Origin of the sequence: Herbiconiux sp. (genome assembly GCF_023264855.1) — a bacterium.
In the GTDB taxonomy this organism is placed as follows: domain Bacteria; phylum Actinomycetota; class Actinomycetes; order Actinomycetales; family Microbacteriaceae; genus Herbiconiux.
Genome location: NZ_JAHFUW010000021.1, coordinates 16552 through 34988, shown reverse-complemented (window position 1 = coordinate 34988; position 18437 = coordinate 16552). Strand labels below are relative to the sequence as shown.

Sequence of the window (18437 nt, the reverse complement as noted above, 5' to 3'; positions counted from 1 at the left end):
GCATCCTTTCGTCATTTGAGGCCCGTGGTGGCGATGCCCGCCACGAAGCTGCGCTGGATGAGGAGGAAGAACAGGATGACGGGGAGCATCGCCAAGAGCGACCCGGCCATCAGAAGCCCGTACTCCACCACGTGCTGCCCCATGAACAGCGCGAGTCCGGCCGGCAACGTGGAGGTCTCCACCGACGACGACATCACGAGCGGCCAGAGCAGGTCGTTCCAGTTGTACTGGAAGTGGAAGAGCCCGAGGGTCAGCAGGGCCGGGCGGGACAGGGGCAGGATGATGCCCCAGTAGATGCGCCACTCGGATGCCCCGTCCATCCGTGCCGCCTCCTCCAGGTCTTTCGGGAGGGACAAGAAGAACTGGGTGAGGAAGAAGATGCCGAACGCGTTCGTCATCCTCGGGATGATCAGGCCCGGGAGCGTGTTCGTGAGCCCCATCCCGTTCAGCATGTCGTAGAGCGGGATGAGCGTCACCTGGAACGGCAGCATGAGCAACAGCAGGATGAGCACCATCACCACCGCCCGCCCCTTGAACGGCAGACGGGCAAGCGCGTACGCCGCCATCGAGTCGAACAGCAGCGAGATGAGCGTGACGCTGCCGGCGAAGACGATGGTGTTCACGTAGAGACGGGCGAACGGGATGCGCTCCCACACCTCGGCGAAGTGCTCGAGGGTGAGCTCGCGCGGCCACAGGGTCGGCGGGGCGCTCACGATGTCGCTCTCGGGCTTGAAGGCGGTGAACACCATCCAGATGATCGGCAGCAGCATCAGCAGACCGATGGCGATGGAGGTGATGGCGAGCAGCCATTTCGCAGCGCGGCGGGTGTTCACCGGGCGCCGGCGGCGAGCGGATGCGGTGGTCGTCGTGCCGGGCCCGGCGGGCTTGCCGGCACCGGTCGGCCTCGTAGCCGTGATCGCCATCAGTAGGTCACCTGCTTGCGTCGGAGATAGCCGAACTGCACCATCGAGAGGATGAACACGAAGATCACGAGCACGAACGAGATCGCCGAGGCGTAGCCGAAGCGCAGCTCCTGGAATCCCTCGCGGTAGACCAGCATCACGAGCGTCTCGGTGCGGAAGAAGGGCCCGCCCCGGGTCATCACGTAGATCTGGTCGAAGGCCTGCAGCGTCGCGATGAGGGCCAGGACCGACACGAGCAGCGTCTGGTTCGACAGCAGCGGAAGCGTGACGTTGCGGAAGCGCTGCCACACCCCGGCGCCGTCGAGCCGCGCCGCCTCGTACATGTCGACCGGGATCGACTGCAGCCCGGCGAGGAAGATCACCATGTAGAAGCCGACGTTCTTCCACACGCCCACGGCCATCACCGCGGCCATCGCGTAGCGCGGGTCGCTCAGCCAGCCCTGCTCGGGAACGATCCCCACGAGGCTCAGCCAGTGCGAGAGCAGGCCGATGTTCGGGTCGAGCAGAAACGCCCAGGCGATCGCGATGATGCCGAGCGACACGATGAACGGCAGGAAGATCGCGGTGCGGGCGAAAGCCCGGCCGACGAACGCCTGGTTGAGCATCAGCGCGAAGGCGAGCGCCAGCACGACCGTGACCGGGGTGACCACGGCGGCGTACAGCACCGTGTTGCCGAACGCGTTCCAGAACGCGTCGTCGGAGAGCAGCTCGATGTAGTTGTCCAGGCCCACCCACTGGGCCGCACGGATGAGGTTGTAGTCGGTGAACGACAGGTACAGCGCCTGCACCATCGGGTAGACCGTGAAGGCGATCAGGATGAGCAGGGTCGGCGTGAGGAAGAGCCAGGCGGTGAGCGAGCGGCGGCCGCTCACCCGCAACAGGGGCCGGCGGCGCTTGGGCGGCGGCGGGAGCTGAACGGCGGGGCGCTCTGCGGTGGTCGTCATGGGGTGCCTTTCGCGGAGGGCGGGCGCCGGAAGCACCCGCCCTCCGAGTGGATCACTTGTCGAGTTCGGCCTGCACCTGGGCGGATGCCGCGGCGAAGATGTCTTCGACCGAGCCTTCGCCGTTGAGCGCCTTCTGCACCGAGGGGTTGAAGATGGTCTCCATGATCGGCCCGCCGCTGGCGACGCCGGGCAGCAGGGTCTTGGAGACATCCGTGACGTCGGCCGCTCCGAAGATGGCCGGGTAGGGGCTCGCCGTCACCTTGTCGGCGACGTCGGCCCGGTTCGGCGGGAAGCCGGATCCGTCGGCCCAGGTGGTCTGGCCCTCGGCCGAGTTCCAGTAGGCGAAGAACTCGTAGGCCGCCTCCTTCTGGGCGTCGCTCGTGCCGGCGGGCAGACCCATCGACACGACGTCGGCGAGCACCGCCTCGTCGCTCGGGCCCGCCGGGGGCTTGGCGAGACCGTAGTTGAGACCGGCCTCGTCGAACCCGGTCGTCATCCACGGGCCCACGATCTCGATCGCGGCCTTCTGGGTCTGGAACAGCTTGTCGGCATCCGCACCCGTCATGCCGATCTGCGTGGCCTTCTGGTCGCGGATGAGCGACACCCAGAAGTCGAGCGCTTTGATCGAGGCGGGGTCGCCGAGGGTCGACTTCGTGCCGTCGGCGTTGGCGATGCCGCCGCCCGTGCCCCACAGCAGCGAGGCGAAGACGGGGACCGTCTCGTGGTCGCCGAGGGCCATGGCGAACTGCTCGGGCTTGCCGTCGCCGTTCTCGTCGACGGTGAGCTTGGGCACCATGGCGGCCAGCTCGTCCCACGTGGTGGGCGGAGCCTCGGGGTCGAGGCCGGCGGCCGTGAAGAGGTCTTTGTTGTAGTACATCATCATGGGCGTGAAGTTCACCGGCACCCCGTAGTTGACGCCGTCGAACACGGAGGCGTCGACCGCCGCCGTGGCGAGGGCCTCGGTGTCGTTGCCGGCGTCGGTGTAGTAGTCGTCGAGCGGTTCGAACAGGCCCTCGCTGGCGAACTGCGGCATGCGCGAGGCCGACATGGCGATGATGTCGGGGCCGTCGTTGCCGGCGACCGAAGTGAGCACCTTCTGGTAGAGGGTGTCCCACGGCATGATGTTGGCCTTGACCTCCACGCCGTCCTGCGAGGCGTTGAAGTCGTCGATGACCTTCTGCAGTGCGGGGCCGTCGGGGCCGGTGAACCCGTTCCAGAAGTCGAGGGTGATCTTGCCGGAGGCATCCGTCTGATCGCTGCTGCCGCCGCCCGAGCCCTGGCCGGTGCAGCCGGCGAGCGCGAGGCCCGAGATGGCCAGAGCGGCCACCACGGCGAGCGGTCGAACGCGGTGGAATGAACGCCGTTCCCGTGAACGGCGTCGGTGCTGTGTCTTCATCGACTTTCTCCTTCGTGTGTCGTTCAACGTTGAACGAGAGGACAAATACCGTTATACATGAACGGTAATCGTTGAACAAGGCATTATCGTGACAGTAATTTCTCCTTGGGATCGATGCGGAAAGGAGGTCGGCAATGGCGCGGCCCACACTGAAAGACGTCGCCGATCGCGTCGGAGTCTCGGCCAAGACGGTGTCGAACGTGGTGAACGGAACCGGCTGGGTGACGGCCGAACTGCGCGAGCGCGTGCAGGTGGCGCTCGTCGAGGTCGGCTACCGGCCGAACGCCGCCGCCCGGCAGCTGCGCAGCGGCCGGAGCGGCATGATCGCCCTCGCCGTTCCCGAGCTCAGCCAGCCGTACTTCGCCGAGCTCGCCGCCTCGCTGGTGCGGGAGGCCCAGGGGCGCCTGATCACCGTGCTGGTGAACCAGACCGACGGGCTCGCCGAGGTCGAGCGCAAGATCAGCGAGGGCATCGGCGCCACGGCGGTCGACGGCATCATCCTGAGCCCCCTCGCGCTCGGGGCGAGCGACCTCGAAGGGCGTCGCGACAGCACCCCGCTCGTGCTGCTGGGCGAGCACATCGGCACCAGCACCTTCCCGCACGTCACCGTCGATAACACGGCCGCGGCGAAGGCGGCCACCCAGCACCTGCTGTCGATCGGATGCCGGCGGATCGCCGCGATCGGAGCCCAGGACGAGGGTCCGAACGAGACGGCACTGCTGCGGCTCGCCGGCTACCGAGCCGCGCTGGAGGAAGCGGGAATCCCCGTCGACGAGTCGTTGATCCTCCCGGTGGACGCCTTTCACCGCGAAGACGGCGCCCGAGCCGCCCGGAGGATCCTGAGCGAGGGCCTGCAACCCGACGCGATCTTCGCCTTCAACGATCTGCTCGCCCTCGGTGCGATGCACGTTCTGGCCACCGCGAATGTGCGGGTGCCCGACGACGTCGCCGTGATCGGCTTCGACGACATCGAGGAAGGGCGCTACAGCACACCGACACTGAGCTCCGTCTCGCCGAACACCGGCGAGCTCGTCGCGAGGGCGATCGATCTGCTGTTCGCGCAGCCCCCCGAACCGGGGATGCACACCGTCGGCTTCACGATCGCCCATCGGGCCAGCACGAAAGGACCTGCGCAATGACCACGACCCCGCCATCCACCACCCCGGCGTCCGCCCCTCCAGCACTCCCGGCACTCCCCGACGCGACGACGCAGGATGGCACCTACCCGAGGCCGCAGCTGATGCGCTCCCACTGGCACGACCTCACCGGAACCTGGGATTTCGCGTGGGACGACGAGCTGGAGTACGAGCACGACGACGTGCCGTTCTCCCGGCGGATCGAAGTGCCGTTTCCCCCCGAATCACCTGCGTCGGGCATCCACGAGACCGGGTTCCACCCGGGAGCGTGGTACCGGCGCACCTTCGGCGCGAGCGAGCTGCAGGCGGCGGGCGCCCCCGCGGAGGCGGGTTCCGCCCCAGGACGGGTGCTGTTGCACTTCGGCGCCGTCGACCACGCCGCCGACGTGTGGGTGAACGGGCAGCTCGTGGCGACGCACACGGGCGGACAGACACCGTTCTCGGCCGACATCACCCGCCTCGTGCGCGCTCAGGACGGCGAGGTCACGCTCATCGTCCGCGCCGTGGACGTGCCGGGCGATGTCTCGACGCTGAGGGGGAAGCAGGATTGGCGTGAAGAACCCCACACCATCTGGTACCACCGCACGACCGGCATCTGGCAGCCCGTCTGGCTCGAGTGGGTGCCCTCGGTGTCGATCGAATCGGTCAGCTGGCGATCCGATCTGACGACATCCACAGTGGAAGCCGACATCCGGTTGAGCGGGCCCGTCGCGCCCAGCGACTCGGTGAACGTCACCCTCACCCATGACGGCGAGCCCATCGCCTCCACGACCGTGCAGACGATGGGCGAATGCCTGGTCTCGATCCGGCTGGTCATCCCCCGGCAGCTCAACGGTCAGCAATACGAGGAACTCCTCTGGAGCCCCGACGATCCGACCCTGATCGGGGCCCGGATCTCGGTGCAGCCGCACGAGCGCGACGGTGCGCCATCCGACGCCGTGTCGAGCTATCTCGGTCTCCGCAGCGTCGCGACGTCGGATGAATCCCTGTTGCTGAACGATCGCCCCCTCTACCTGCGGTCGGTGCTGGCGCAGAACTACTGGCCCGAGACCCACCTCGCCGCAACGGCGGCGATGCTGCAGCGCGAGGTCGAGCTGATCCTCGAACTCGGCTTCAACGCCGCCCGCGTTCACCAGAAGGTCGAAGACCCGCGCTTCCTCTACTGGGCCGATCGGCTCGGACTGATGCTCTGGGGCGAGACGGCCAGCGCCTACGCCTTCGACTCGAAGGCGATCGGCGCCCTGGTCTCGGAGTGGACCGCCGTGCTGGAACGCGATTGCTCGCACCCCTCGATCATCGCCTGGGTGCCGTTGAACGAGAGCTGGGGGGTGCAGCACATCTCGCACGATCCCCGCCAGCGCGCCTTCAGCCGGGCGGTCGCCGACCTGACCCGGGCACTCGACGGCACCCGACCGGTGATCTCCAACGACGGATGGGAGCACACCGACTCCGACATCATGACCATCCACGACTACGAGGCCGACCCCGCCACGCTCGCCGACCGCTACGGCAGCACCGTGGGCCTGCAGAGGATGATTCGCGGCTTCGGCCCGGCGGGCAGGCGCCTGTCGGCCGAACCCGCGGAGCCGCGCGCCGCGCGCCCGATCATGCTGACCGAGTTCGGCGGTGTGAGTCTCGACACGGGCACCTCCGGCGACTGGGGCTACTCGAGCGCCCACGATGCGGCGTCGTTCGAGACGCAGGTGAGCGCCATCCTCCTCGCCGTCGGATCGGCCGAACCGCTCGCCGGCTTCTGCTACACGCAGCTCACCGACACCGGCCAGGAGACGAACGGTCTGCTCTACGCCGACCGTTCTCCGAAGTTCCCGGTCGACCGCATCCGCGCAGCCGTGCGCGGCTAGTCCGGCGCGGGCCGGGGGCGCCGGGCCGAGGACGCCGGGCCGTGCGGGTCGGCGGGTCGGGGGCACCAGGCCGGACGGGTCAGCGGGTGGGCGGCGCGGAGCCGGGAGCGACGACGCCGGCGAGGGCGCGGAAGAGGTCGGTGGCGCGGTTCGGCACCCCGCCGTCCTCGTCGAACGCGGTCTCCTCGAAGGTCACCGCGACCGCGAGCGAGATGTCTTCATCGGGGAGGTAGGCCTCGACGGCGGCGGTGCCGCTGAACATCGGGTTCTGCAGGATCCAGTCGCCCATCATCACCACGCCGATGCCGTATGTGTAGATGGCGGAGTGCGGGAAGCAGGTCGAGCATCCGTCGATCGTCGACGAGCGGCCTCGGGTGTCGAGATTCAGCTGCTCGTCGTGCGATGCCGGCGAAAGGAGCTCGCCGGTGCCGATGGCGCGGGCGGTGCGGGTCAGGTCGACGATGTCGGTGTACTGGATGGCTCCGCGGGTGATGGTCCACGACGGGTTCCAGTAGGTCGATTCCTCGAGAAAGGATGTGCCGGCGGGGATGCCGAGCGACTGGCGCCGTTCCGCGGTGAAGGCGTGCAGCACCGGCTCCTCGATGGCGGGAGTGCTCGAGGCCCTCGTGTTCTCGAGGCCGAGTGGATCGAGCACCCGCTCCTGCAGCAGCAGCTCCATCGGCTCCCCCGTGATCTTCTCCAGCGCGAGCCCCAGGAGCACGTAGTTCGTATGCGAGTAGTTCCAGTTCGTGCCGGGCTCGTAGATCAGCGGCTGGGCCGTGCCGAAGGCGGCGAGCTCCTCCGGCGCCCACTGGCGGAACGGATCGGCCTCCAGCTGCGCCAGGAACCCGGCATCCTGCACATAGTCGGCGTAGCCCGACGTCATCTGCCCGAGCTGCCCGAGGGTCACCCGATCGGCATTCGGCACGTCGGGGAGCCACCTGCCCAGCGTGTCGTCGAGCGTCACCGTTCCCTCGTCGACGAGCTGGAGCAGAGCGGTCGCGACGTACGAGATGGCGACCGCGCCGTTGCGGAAGTGCATGTCCGTCGTCGCGGGAACACCCGTCATCGACTCGCCGAATGCCTCTGTGAGGATCGGCTGCTCGCCTCTCACGGCGCGGACGATCACCGCTCGCAGGCCCCACTCGTCCATGCGGTCGGTGACCGTCTCGCGGATGCCGGCGGCGAGCGCTTCGTCGGCGGATGCCCCGGCCTCGGATGCCGTGGGCGCCCCGGTCGACGACGGGGTCGCGGGGGTCGTGGCGGTGGATCCCGAGCCCCCGGCCGTGCATCCCGTCACCGTGAGCGCCGCGGCGAGCAGGACGGCCGCACCGGCCGCGTGCCGGCCTCGCCTGTCTCCGCTGCGATTCATGCCGTCACGGTACCAAGCCGCAAGGGGCTCCGACATCGACCTGGATCTACATTCACGCGCGAGAGGACGGGTCCTCGAAGCGCTTCAGCCAGGCGAGGAGATCGTCGCGACCCATCGGGCGGGCGATGTGATGGCCCTGCAGGCGGTCCGAGCCGAGGCGACTCACGACCTCGAACTGCTGCGGTGTCTCGATGCCCTCCGTCACGACGGCGATGTCGATCTGATGGGCCATTCCGACGAGGCCGCCGATCAGGGCTTCCCCGACCGGGCCGTCCTTCTGGATGAAGGCCCGGTCGATCTTCAGCTCCGTCAGCGGAAGGTCGTACAGCTCGATGAGGGAGGTGTTGCCAGTGCCGAAGTCGTCCAGCGACACCCCGATACCGAGGTCCCGGATGGCCTGCAGCCGCGCGATGACCTGCGGAACATCCGTCAGATGCTGTGACTCCGTCAGTTCGATCTTCACCAGATTCGCGGGGATGCCGTGCGCGGCCACCAAGGCGGTGATCGTGTCGACGAAACCCTGCTCCATCAGCTGGATCACCGGTACGTTGATCGACACGGCCACGGGGTGGCCTGATGCGAGCGAGTCGCGTACCAGGGCGAACGACTGCCGGAACACCTCCAGCCCGATCTCGTGGATCACGCCGTTCTTCTCCGCGATCGGGATGAACTCCGCCGGGGAGATGTCACCCAGCTCAGGATTCCACCAGCGGGCCAACGCCTCGACGTCGGTGACGGTGTTGCTCCGAACGTCGAGCTGCGGTTGGAAATGGGTGGCGATCTCTCCTCGGCCCACGGCTCCGTGCAGCGCCGTGTCGATGCTCAGTTCGCGCGGATGCATGAATCGCTCAGGAGCTCCCCGCCGGGCGGCCTTCTCCCGGTACATCGCCGTGTCGGCCGCGGTGATGAGGCTCTGCGCCTTCAGTTCGGCCGGCAGCGCAGGGTCGATGTCGGCGCTCACGGCGATCCCGATGGAGGCGGAGACGAAGATGTCCCGACCACTCAGCCGCAGCGGCTCTGCGAGCTTCTGACGGATGCGGGCGGCGACATCCTGTGCCTGCGTCCCGCCCTGCTGATGGGTGAGGAGGACGACGAATTCGTCTCCCCCGAATCGGGCGACGACATCCGATTCTCCGGCGACCTCCAGAAGAACCGAGGCCACATGACGCATCACGACATCGCCGGCGTGGTGTCCGAGCGTGTCGTTCGTGCGTTTGAAGTCGTCGATGTCGAGGTACAGGATGCTGAGCCCGGCGACTGCGGGCGACGTGGCCGCCAGTTCCCGATGGAGAGATTGCTCGAAGAGCCCCCGGGCCGGGAGACCCGTCAACGAGTCGTGCATGCTGGCCCAGACGGCCCGCTCGAGAAGCCAGGCGTTCTCGAAGGCCACGGCCGCCATGGTTCCGAGACCTTCCAGACGTTCGCGGAGGAACTCGCTGATCGCGGTCGGGGGTGGGGAATCGGCCCAATAGGCCAACAGGATTCCGCGCACCTCACCGCGAGACGTGATCGGCATGGCCGCGAAGGCGGTGACCTCCAACTCGTCCAGCAGGCGTTGCATCCCGTCGGACGGATCCGGTCCGATCAGGAACGGGTGCCCGGTGGCCACCAGTGCGGCCAGCTCGGGGGATTCGGACGAGACGGAGAAACGACTCACGGCGTCGGTGAGGTGGGCAGGCCACCCCGAGCGGGCGCCCGGTCGGAGCCGGCCCGAGGGCACATCCCAGAGCTCCACGGTCGAGCGATCCGATGCGCAGACCACATTGATGCCCTCCGCGATGGAATTCGCCAGATCGGGCACGCTCGAGTAGTCGCCCAGCAGCCGGGCCACCATCAGCAGGAGGCGCGCCGTCTCCGCTTCGCGCTTCTCCCGCCGGATCTGCGTTCGAAGGCTCTCCCTCAGGGCGATGAGCTCTGAGATGTCGCGCTGCACGCTGGCGAAATGGGTGATGTCGCCTCCGCTCCCGCGGATGGGAGTGATGGTCAGGCCGTTCCAGAACTCCTGCCCGTTCCTGCGGTAGTTCACGATCGGCCCGCGGAACGTCTCCCCCGCCGCAAGAGCCGCGCGAATGGCCCGGACGGCCTCCGGGTCGGTGCCCTCGCCCTGAAGGAAATTGCAATTGCGCCCGAGCAGCTCCGCTTCGGAATAGCCGAGGAGGTCTTGGACGGCCTGGTTGGCATACAGGATGCGTTGATCCGCATCCGTCACGATGACGCCTTCGGAATTCAGGGCGAGAGCCCTCGCGAGGAGCTCACTCGACACCGCGGTCCCGCCGGTGCTACCCGTCATCTGCGTTCACTGCAGCTCACCCTCGTGGAGGTCGACGAACGAACCTGTGGTCGTTCAGCGTAGTGGGCGGCGGTGGCCACGTCGACGTGCGATTCCCGGCGTCGCCGGGCCGCCGGCGGTGGTGGATTCGGGCAGGTTTTTTCACCATTCGGGCATCACGGGGGCTGACACACGCCGATCGACCACCTAGATTGCAGGGAACCACGCGAAGAAGCGTGTTTGTTCGGGCATATATCGGGCACGGATTCTTGGGAAATGACCGGTCAAACAGTTCGCGGCCGACGGTACAAATGCTCAAGGGCACAATCCCGAAGACCACGAGGAGGTGGAAATGGGCCAGGTGAGCGAAGATCGTCGCCAGCACATCGTCGCGATCGTCCGCGACGAGGGCGAGGTCACGGTCAGCCGGCTTGCGGGTGACCTCAAGGTGGCCGCGGAGACCATCCGGCGAGATCTGCAAGACCTCGAAGACCGCCGGCTCATCAAGCGCACCCACGGCGGAGCCCTTCCGCTGGAGAGCGGGAGCTACGAGTCGACGCTCGACTACCGGTCGGTCACCCGCGTTCCGGAGAAGCGCCGGATCGCGTCGGCGGCCGTGCAGTCCCTCGGCGGAGCGCAGACGATCTTCCTCGACGAGGGATACACCCCGCTGCTGATCGCCGAAGAGATCGCCCAGCTCCGGGATCACCTGACGATCGTCACCGCCTCGCTGGCGAATGCGATGGCCCTGGCCTCCAGCCCGCAGCACACGACGCTGCTCCTCGGCGGCCGGGTGCGCGATCGCACCCTGGCGACCGTCGACCACTTCGCCACCGACATGCTCTCCGTGCTGAACATCGACGTCGCGATCCTCGGAGCGAACGGCATCACCCCCGACAAAGGGCTCGGCACACCCGATCCCGCGGTCGCGGCCGTCAAAGGCATGGCCGTGAAGGTGTCGACCCGTCGCATCTTCGTGGGCATCGCCACGAAGTTCGGAGTCACGAGCTTCTGCACGTTCGCCGACGTGCGAGACCTCGAACTCATCATCACCGAGGAAGCCCTCCCCCAACGGGAAGCCCAGCGTTTCGCCGCCCTCGGCCCCCACGTGCTTCGCGTCTGAGACCCACTGCACCGGATCTCTCCTCCCTGGGCCTCGCAACGAGGTGCGGCCCAGCCCTCCCAGAGCAGCCGCAGGCTGCCCGAACGAAAGGCCCTACCCGTGTCCCGAAAAATCCGAAGCCTCGCCCTGAGCAGCGCGATCGTGCTCACCGCCGGTCTCGCCCTGGCCGGTTGTACCTCCGACATCGAGGCGAGCTCCGGCAGCAGCGACGCTGCCGGCGGTGAGCTGTCGATCCAGTTCGTGAACCCGCTGCCGAACTACCCGTCCTGGCGCACCATCGGCGACTGCCTCGCCGAGGAGGCGGAGAGCCAGGGTGTGGACTTCACCGAGAGCGGCCCGACCGGCTCCGCCATGGACCCCACCACGATGATCACCCAGATCCAGAGCGCCATCGCTAACAAGAAGGGGGCCATCATGACCCTCCCCGCCAGCGATGCGTTCGGGCCGATCCTGAAGCAGGCCCAGGATGCCGGGATCGTGACGACGACCTTCTACGGCGACGGCGCGGCGGACAGCGGCGCCGACATCAACGTGGGCGTCGACTGGACCGAACTCGGCAAGCTCTACGTCGAAGCGATCGAGACGCTGCCCGGCGAGAAGAAGGTCGGCCTCATGACCTCCGCCGACACCGGCATCGGCAAGTCGTGGATGGACGGCGTCAAGGCGGCCGCCGAGGGCCTCGACGACTTCGAGATCGTGGGCGAGGTGTACACCGGGGACGACTCCTCGAAGGCGCTGAGCCAGGCCAACGCGCTGCTGACGGCACACCCCGAGGTGAACGTCATCACCACCAACCTCGGAACCGCCACGGCCGGCACCCTCTCCGCGCTGGAGGCGAAGGGCCTGACCGGTCAGGTGCAGTTCCTCGGCAACGGACCCGACAACGGCGGCAAGGAAGCACTTCTGGCGGGAACGGAGTACCGCATCCTCATGCAAGACCTCTGCAGCGCCGCGAAGAAGTCCCTCGACGCCACCGTCGAGGCCCTGAAGAGCGGCGACGCCGGCGGCGAGACCCAGCAGATCGCCATGGGCTTCATCATGGCCGGTACCGACGACTACGACGACCTGGTCGCCAAGAACTGGGGCTAGTCCCCCCACCACGACGGGGCTCCGGCAGTGCCGGGGCCCCACACCTCATCCCCCACCCGAACACCGGAACGAAGGCCTGCGATGTCACATCTCTCCCTCCCCGCTCTCGAGCTGCGCGGCGTGCGCAAGTCCTTCGGACCCGTCAACGCCCTCTCGCACGTCGACTTCGCCGCCTACCCCGGCGAGGTGCACGCCATCGTCGGCGACAACGGCGCCGGCAAGTCCACGATGATCAAGATCGTCACCGGCATCCACCGGGGCGACGGCGGCACGATCCTCGTCGACGGCGACGCGATGGATCTGCGCCACGACGCCTCCCAGTCCCAAGACCGCGGAATCGCCGTCGTCTACCAAGACCTCGCCCTGGTGGAGTGTCTCGACATCAGCACCAACATGGCCCTGGGCAACCTCCCGTACCGCTGGGGCGTGTTCCTGGATCGCAAGCGAATGGATGCGGAGGCGGCGGCGGCGCTCAAAGACCTGAATGCGCGCGTCGGCGATGTGCGCACGCCGGTCGGACTGCTCTCGGGGGGACAGCGCCAGGTGGTCGCCATCGCCCGCGCCGTGCGGATGAACAAGCCCATCATCCTGCTCGACGAGCCGACCGCCGCGCTCGGCGTTCAGGAGTCGGCCTACGTCGGCCGCACCCTCGACCGGCTGCGCGCCGACGGGAAGGCCGTCATCTGCGTCAGCCACGGCCTGGAGTTCGTGTTCGAGCACTCCGACCGCATCACCGTGCTCCGCCTCGGCAGAACGGTGGGCACCCGTACAACAGCAGACGTGAGCCGAGACGAGATCATCGCCATGATCACCGGCGCGGCCGCCGCCGACACCCTCCAGGAGGCATCATGAACACCGCCGTCACCGCCGACCGCGCGGTCGAGGTCGAGCAGCCCGTCGCGGCACGCACCTCGATCCTGCGCACGATCCTGCTGCGGCAGGAGACCTGGCTGCTGGCCGTCGTGGTGCTGATCGCCGTCATCGCCTCCATCCGCAACCCGAACTTCATGAACCCGGACAATCTCGTCGAGATCCTTCGGGGCAGCGTCATCTACTTCATCATGGGCTGCGGGGCAGCGCTGCTTGTGATCGGTGGAGGGCTCGACTTCTCGGTGGGGGCGATCTTCACGCTCAGCGCCCTGGTGGGGACGAGCCTCATCAGCCAGGGCGTTCCCATCGTGGTCGGCATCCTCGCCGCTCTGGCGGTCGGCGCTCTCGCCGGCGTGGTCAACCACCTCATCGTCACCTACTGGCACGTGCCGCCGATCATCGCCACCCTCGGCACCTTCTTCATGGCCCTCGGACTCAGCGCCCTCATCACCGGCGGCAACGACGTCGTGCCGCTGCCGGCGGAGTTCATGAAGCTCGGACAGGGCTCCGTCGCGTTCATACCGAACGTCATCTGGTACGGCCTCATCGTGGGGGCCCTCTCGTACTTCGTGCTCGAGAAGACCCGCTTCGGGGTCAACGTGCGGGCCGTCGGCGGCAACCGGCAGGCCGCCATCGGCAACGGGCTCCGCGTGGTGCGGATCGACCTGGTGCTCTACATCGTCGCCGGCGTCACCGCCGCCATCGCGGGGATGATCTACTCGGCCCGCGTGGGTGCCGGGCAGGTCGAAGCCGGCGGATCGTCCGTCACGCTGGTGGTCGTCACCGGCGTTCTGATCGGCGGAGTCAGCCTTCTCGGAGGCCTCGGCTCGATCACCGGTGTCGCGGTCGGAGCGGTCTTGCTCTCCGTCATCGACAACGCCCTGATCGTCGCGCAGATCCCCCCGCAGTACAACAACGTCGTCGTCGGAGCGATCCTCGTCGGCGCCGTCGCCGTCGACCACCTGCGGCGCAAGCAGCTGTACAAGCCGCGATGAACCGGCCGCTCGATCCCCACGTCGCGACCCTGCTCGGCGCTCTCGATCAGACCGTGCCCGCGCCGGAGAACGCGACTCCCGAGATGCTCCGCGCCGGGTTCGGGAACCTCATGGCCCTCCTGCATCCGGATGCACCGGCCGGCTTCCCGGGCACCATCCGGGACGACGTCGTCGAGACCGGTTCGGGGCCCGTCACCATCCGTGTCTACGACCCGGCCGGTTCGACCGGCGACGACGTGGTGGTCTTCTTCCACGGAGGCGGGTGGGTGCTGGGCGGCCTCGATTCGGCCGAACCGGCCGTGTCTGCACTGGCGACGGCGATGGCCGTGCGGATCGTGTCGGTCGACTATCGTCTGGCCCCCGAGCATCCGTACCCCGCCGCCTACGACGACTGCCTGGCGGTCACGCGGTCGATCGCGGCCTCGAACCCCGGATGGCTCGGCGTGGCGGGAGACAGCGCCGGCGGCAACCTCGCTTCGGCGGTGGCCCTGGCCGCTCCGGCGAACGGTTTCACCGTGGACGCACAGCTGCTGCTCTACCCCGCGCTCGATCCGACGATGGGTACCGATTCGTACACCGAGTTCGCCGACGGGTATCTGCTCACCCGCGAAGCAATGGAGTTCTATTGGGCCTCTTATCGGGGCGATCCAGCCGTTGCGCGCGATTCGCTGACCCCGTACCGAGCCGAGTCGCTGGAACGGATGCCTCCTACGGTGATCACAACAGCCGGTTACGATCCGCTCCGCGACGAAGGGGCACGATTCGCCGCCCGACTGGTCGAGAGCGGGGTGCCCACGACCTTCCTCCCCGCACCGTCCCTCATCCACGGCTGGGCCGACCAGATCGACCTCGTGCCGGCCGCGGCCGAGGCACTCCGGCACGCCGCGGCGGCCTTCGATCAGACGCGCCACCGGCACGGCTCCGCACTCCACACGAACGAGGGATTCCATGCCGACGCGTGAGACGACGAACACCCCCATCCCGTTCTCCTCCTACGACCGGTCGGGTCTGGTCGCGGGCATCATGCACGTCGGCGTCGGCAACTTCCACCGCGCCCACCAGGCCGCCGTCATCGACGAGCTGCTCGAGCACGGGCAGGCCCGCGATTTCGCGATCTGCGGCGTCGGCATCCTGCCCGGCGACCGCGCGATGCGGGACACCCTGCGGGAGCAGGACGGCCTCTACCTGCTGGAGCTCCGTCACCCCGACGGCCGGCGCGAACAGCGGGTCATCGGCGCCCTCATCGACTACCTGTACCTGCCCGACGACCCCGCCGTCGTCGTCGAGAGGATGGCCGGCCCGGCCACCCGGATCGTCTCGCTCACGATCACCGAGGGCGGCTACAACACCGACTTCACGACGGGCGAGTTCGACGTGGCGAACGCCGGCATCCGGAACGACCTGAACGATCCCACCCGGCCGACGACGGTGTTCGGTCTCATCGTCGAAGCCCTGCGCCGGCGCCGAGACGCCGGGCAGGTCCCCTTCACGGTGATGTCGTGCGACAACCTGCCGATGAACGGAGACGTCACCCGCAACGCGGTCGTCTCGTTCGCGGCCGCGCGCGATCCGGAGCTCGGGGCATGGATCGCCGAGCGGGTCGCGTTCCCCAACTCGATGGTCGACCGGATCACGCCCGCCACCACCGACGCCGACCGCGCCTACGTGCGGGGCGAGCTGTCGATCGCGGATGCCTGGCCGGTGGCGTGCGAGCCGTTCTTCCAGTGGGTGCTCGAAGACGCGTTCACCGACGGGCGCCCTCCGTTCGAGAACGCCGCCGTGCAGCTGGTCGACGATGTCGCGCCCTATGAGCTGATGAAGCTGCGCCTGCTGAACGGATCGCACCAGGCGCTCGCGTACTTCGGCGCTCTGGCCGGCTACGAGTTCGTGGAGGAGGCGATGGCCGACCCCGATCTCGTGAAGTTCCTGGAGGGATTCATGGCGGAGGTCTTGCCCACCGTGCCGCCGGTGCCCGGGATCGACCTCCGCCGGTACCAGGCCGATCTGCTGCAGCGGTTCTCGAACCCGGCCATCCGGGACACTCTCGCACGACTGTGTGCCGACTCGAGCAATCGCATCCCGAAGTTCGTCGTGCCGTCGATCATCGACAATCTCGCGGCCGGCCGCAGCGCGCGATTCGCCACCGCGGTCTGCGCGAGCTGGGCGCGATACGCCGCCGGAATCGACGAGACCGGCACGCCGATCGCGATCGCCGACGCGCAGGCCGAGGAACGCCGTCTCGCCGCCGCCGAGGAACGCGCTCGGCCAGGCGCATTCGTTCAGGATCAGCGATTGTTCGGCCCACTCGGCTCGAACGCCGAGTTCGTCGCCGCCTTCCACGCCGCTCTCGAGACCATCTGGACGCACGGCGCCCGCGCCACGTACCAGCGGCTCCGGCCTACGGGATGAGCTGCTGGCCGCTCGTCGCCGTGCTGCCGCCGCCCAGATCGGCGACGGCCCGCAGCACGTCGTAGCCGGCGAGAGCGGCTTTGTCGATCGCTGGGGCGGCCGTGCCGCTCTGCGCGTTGGTGGTGGCGGTGGCCACCTGGGTCCACGTGTCGCCGACCGGGGAGTGCGCCTGGTAGGAGACCGGACACCCGATGGGCATGCCGAGCCAGGTGACGACGTTGGTCGCGGCGATCACGAACCGTCCCTCGGCGACGAGGGAGAGCGAGAGGGAGACACTCGACGGTCCCGGAACCAGGATGGCGAGGGTCGGGCTCAGTGTCAGATCGGGTGCCACTCCCGCCTGCAGACGCAGGAGGTCGTTCGCGTCCCCGAGCGAGTACGGGATCGAGACGTAGACGTTGCCGTCGGCATCCGTCGTGCCGGTGGAGTACGACGACCAGACCAGGGTCGTCTTGTCGCGCACCTGGAGGTCGTAGTCGGTCTCGATGCCGACGCCCTCCGGAGACGTCACGGAGCCGAACACCGTGAAGTCGGACTCGTAGACGTTCGAGATCGTGAGCGTGACCGTGGTCGACCCGGGCGACGCCGCAGCAGAGGGGGCAGCGACGGCCGCGACCACCACCGGAGCGGCCCAGGCCGCGTGCAGCACGGTGCGCCGGGGCAGCCCCGCGGATGCTCCGGCGGGCGGGGAAGACGGCGCGGGCTGCGCGGCGGATCGCTCGGTCACAGTGCCAGGTTAGGGGCCGCGGACGGTGCCCGGAGGCCCTCTTGCGGACATGACCGCAAGAGGGCCTGGTAGCGGAGAGCGCTCACACGGGAAGACACATTGTGTTGCTATTTCACTAGATGTATCGGAAAATCATCACATCTGATGAAATAGTGTGAGGTTGACATGCAGCTCCAGTCTCCGTTTCTGGCGATCACGCGTTCGCTCGACGGCGCCGTTCTCGACGCACTGGTGCGGGCACACGGGCCGATGAGTATCGCGGAGATCGCGCGGTCGACCGAGAACTCCTATGCAGGCGTGCGCAGCTGCGTCCTACGGCTGAGTGCGCAGGGCACGGTGCGAGCGAGCCCGGCGGGCAAGCTCACGCTCTACTCCTTCAACGGCGAGCACATCCTCGCTCCGGCCATCCGGGAAGTCGTCGGCGCCAAGGGCAGACTGTGGGAACGAGTCACGACGCTGATCACGGAGACATTCGCCGATCCGCCGATCTACGCAGCGGTGTTCGGCTCCGCCGCGACCGGCACGATGCGCGACGACAGCGACATCGACATCTTCCTCGAGCGGCCGAAGCGGGCCGACCATGATCGATTCGATGTCGATGCGGATTCGCTCGCCTGGCAGGTGTCGCGTCTCACGGGCAACGACGTCCGACCACTCGTCTACGGCGAAGAAGAAGTGTCGGGCACGATGGCCGATCAACGCGTACTCGCCGACATCGCCCGAGACGGCGTCACGGTGGCGGGAGACGCTGCGGGCTTCCGAAGCCGTCTGCGTCGCGGCTCCCGGGCGAAGACCGGCCATGCCGCGCGTTGATCGCGATCCCGGCGCGCTCTACGGGCGCACCACGAAGATGGTGCAGTTCGTCGAGGCGGCAGAGATCATCCTCGCCCTCGCCGACGACGACGAGTTGCGCGACGCCGTCGTGACCCTCGCGGTGCACGCGGGCATCGCCGCTTCGGATGTGATCTGTCTGCGCCGTCTCGGCTACTACTGGCAGAGCGGAAACCATCACGAAGCCATCGAGCATCTGCGGCGCGCCGACGCCGCGTCGGCGAGGCATCTGTCGACACTCCTCTCGCTCAAGACGCGCGCGGGGTACGGGCACGACACGATGTCGCCGAGCAACGTGACGCGCGCCGTGCGTGCCATGCAGTACCTCTCTGAAACCGCGCGCGCCGCCTGACACCGCGACCGCTCGCGGGCTCGCGGAGCCGGGAATGCGGCCGCCTCCGCGAGACGGTGGGTGAACAGCGTCTGCACATTCGTGCGAGATCGCGGCGGCACCGGAGCGTGGCGGCGCCTTCGAGCATAGATTTGAGGCA

The 18437-nt window shown here is 68.1% G+C and carries 16 protein-coding genes; 10 read left to right on the top strand and 6 right to left on the bottom strand.

All coding sequences use genetic code 11. The features are described 5' to 3' along the window. Positions 1-11: 11 nt before the first annotated feature. The 3 genes from Q0D75_RS10365 to Q0D75_RS10355 are packed head-to-tail and all read right to left on the bottom strand — an operon-like array spanning position 12 to position 3263. The gene (locus tag Q0D75_RS10365; protein ID WP_291052816.1) at positions 12-923 is read right to left on the bottom strand and encodes a carbohydrate ABC transporter permease; all 912 of its coding nucleotides are present in this window, start codon (positions 921-923) and stop codon (positions 12-14) included. Then, positions 923-1867, bottom strand: coding sequence for a sugar ABC transporter permease (locus Q0D75_RS10360; RefSeq protein ID WP_291052814.1), 945 nt, complete (start codon positions 1865-1867; stop codon positions 923-925). The genes Q0D75_RS10365 and Q0D75_RS10360 overlap by 1 nt, the downstream gene beginning before the upstream one ends. Before the next feature lie 52 nt (positions 1868-1919). After that, positions 1920-3263 (bottom strand): ABC transporter substrate-binding protein, encoded by a 1344-nt coding sequence (locus Q0D75_RS10355; RefSeq protein ID WP_291052812.1) that lies wholly within the window; start codon positions 3261-3263, stop codon positions 1920-1922. A gap of 134 nt (positions 3264-3397) precedes the next feature. Between Q0D75_RS10355 and Q0D75_RS10350 the strand changes: the two genes are divergently transcribed. Then, positions 3398-4402, top strand: coding sequence for a LacI family DNA-binding transcriptional regulator (locus Q0D75_RS10350; RefSeq protein WP_291052809.1), 1005 nt, complete (start codon positions 3398-3400; stop codon positions 4400-4402). Beyond that, a complete protein-coding gene (locus tag Q0D75_RS10345) occupies positions 4399-6261 on the top strand; it encodes a glycoside hydrolase family 2 TIM barrel-domain containing protein (protein ID WP_291052806.1) in 1863 nt (620 codons plus the stop codon). Before Q0D75_RS10350 ends, Q0D75_RS10345 begins: the two co-directional genes overlap by 4 nt. Positions 6262-6340: 79 nt before the next feature. Here Q0D75_RS10345 and Q0D75_RS10340 read toward each other — a convergent pair whose 3' ends face one another. After that, complete coding sequence (locus Q0D75_RS10340; RefSeq protein ID WP_291052804.1) at positions 6341-7633, bottom strand: serine hydrolase domain-containing protein; 1293 nt, start codon at positions 7631-7633, stop codon at positions 6341-6343. A gap of 52 nt (positions 7634-7685) precedes the next feature. Further along, on the bottom strand, positions 7686-9923 hold the full coding sequence (locus tag Q0D75_RS10335) for an EAL domain-containing protein (RefSeq protein ID WP_291052802.1): 2238 nt from the start codon (positions 9921-9923) through the stop codon (positions 7686-7688). A gap of 340 nt (positions 9924-10263) precedes the next feature. On the opposite strand from Q0D75_RS10335, the gene Q0D75_RS10330 reads away from it, so the two are divergent. From Q0D75_RS10330 to Q0D75_RS10305, 6 genes are all read left to right on the top strand, one after another. After that, the gene (locus Q0D75_RS10330; RefSeq protein ID WP_291052800.1) at positions 10264-11025 is read left to right on the top strand and encodes a DeoR/GlpR family DNA-binding transcription regulator; all 762 of its coding nucleotides are present in this window, start codon (positions 10264-10266) and stop codon (positions 11023-11025) included. A 99-nt stretch (positions 11026-11124) separates the two neighbouring features. After that, a complete protein-coding gene (locus Q0D75_RS10325; protein WP_291052797.1) occupies positions 11125-12114 on the top strand; it encodes a sugar ABC transporter substrate-binding protein in 990 nt (329 codons plus the stop codon). Positions 12115-12195: 81 nt separating this feature from the next. Next, positions 12196-12966 (top strand): ATP-binding cassette domain-containing protein, encoded by a 771-nt coding sequence (locus tag Q0D75_RS10320; RefSeq protein WP_291052795.1) that lies wholly within the window; start codon positions 12196-12198, stop codon positions 12964-12966. Continuing rightward, a complete protein-coding gene (locus tag Q0D75_RS10315; protein ID WP_291052793.1) occupies positions 12963-13979 on the top strand; it encodes an ABC transporter permease in 1017 nt (338 codons plus the stop codon). The genes Q0D75_RS10320 and Q0D75_RS10315 overlap by 4 nt, the downstream gene beginning before the upstream one ends. After that, entirely contained in the window at positions 13976-14941 is a 966-nt protein-coding gene (locus Q0D75_RS10310) for an alpha/beta hydrolase (RefSeq protein WP_291052790.1), read from the top strand. The genes Q0D75_RS10315 and Q0D75_RS10310 overlap by 4 nt, the downstream gene beginning before the upstream one ends. Next, a complete protein-coding gene (locus Q0D75_RS10305) occupies positions 14928-16388 on the top strand; it encodes a mannitol dehydrogenase family protein (protein WP_291052788.1) in 1461 nt (486 codons plus the stop codon). The genes Q0D75_RS10310 and Q0D75_RS10305 overlap by 14 nt, the downstream gene beginning before the upstream one ends. On the opposite strand, the gene Q0D75_RS10300 is transcribed toward Q0D75_RS10305, so the two are convergent. Then, positions 16378-17115, bottom strand: a complete 738-nt coding sequence (locus Q0D75_RS10300; RefSeq protein ID WP_291052785.1) for a hypothetical protein — start codon at positions 17113-17115, stop codon at positions 16378-16380. The two genes, Q0D75_RS10305 and Q0D75_RS10300, sit on opposite strands and share 11 nt — an antisense overlap. A 165-nt stretch (positions 17116-17280) precedes the next feature. Between Q0D75_RS10300 and Q0D75_RS10295 the strand changes: the two genes are divergently transcribed. After that, positions 17281-17928, top strand: a complete 648-nt coding sequence (locus tag Q0D75_RS10295) for a nucleotidyltransferase domain-containing protein (RefSeq protein ID WP_291052783.1) — start codon at positions 17281-17283, stop codon at positions 17926-17928. Next, positions 17915-18298 carry a hypothetical protein gene (locus Q0D75_RS10290; RefSeq protein WP_291052780.1) on the top strand — a complete coding sequence of 128 codons (384 nt, stop codon included), beginning with the start codon at positions 17915-17917 and terminating at the stop codon, positions 18296-18298. Before Q0D75_RS10295 ends, Q0D75_RS10290 begins: the two co-directional genes overlap by 14 nt. The last annotated feature ends 139 nt before the right edge of the window (positions 18299-18437 follow it).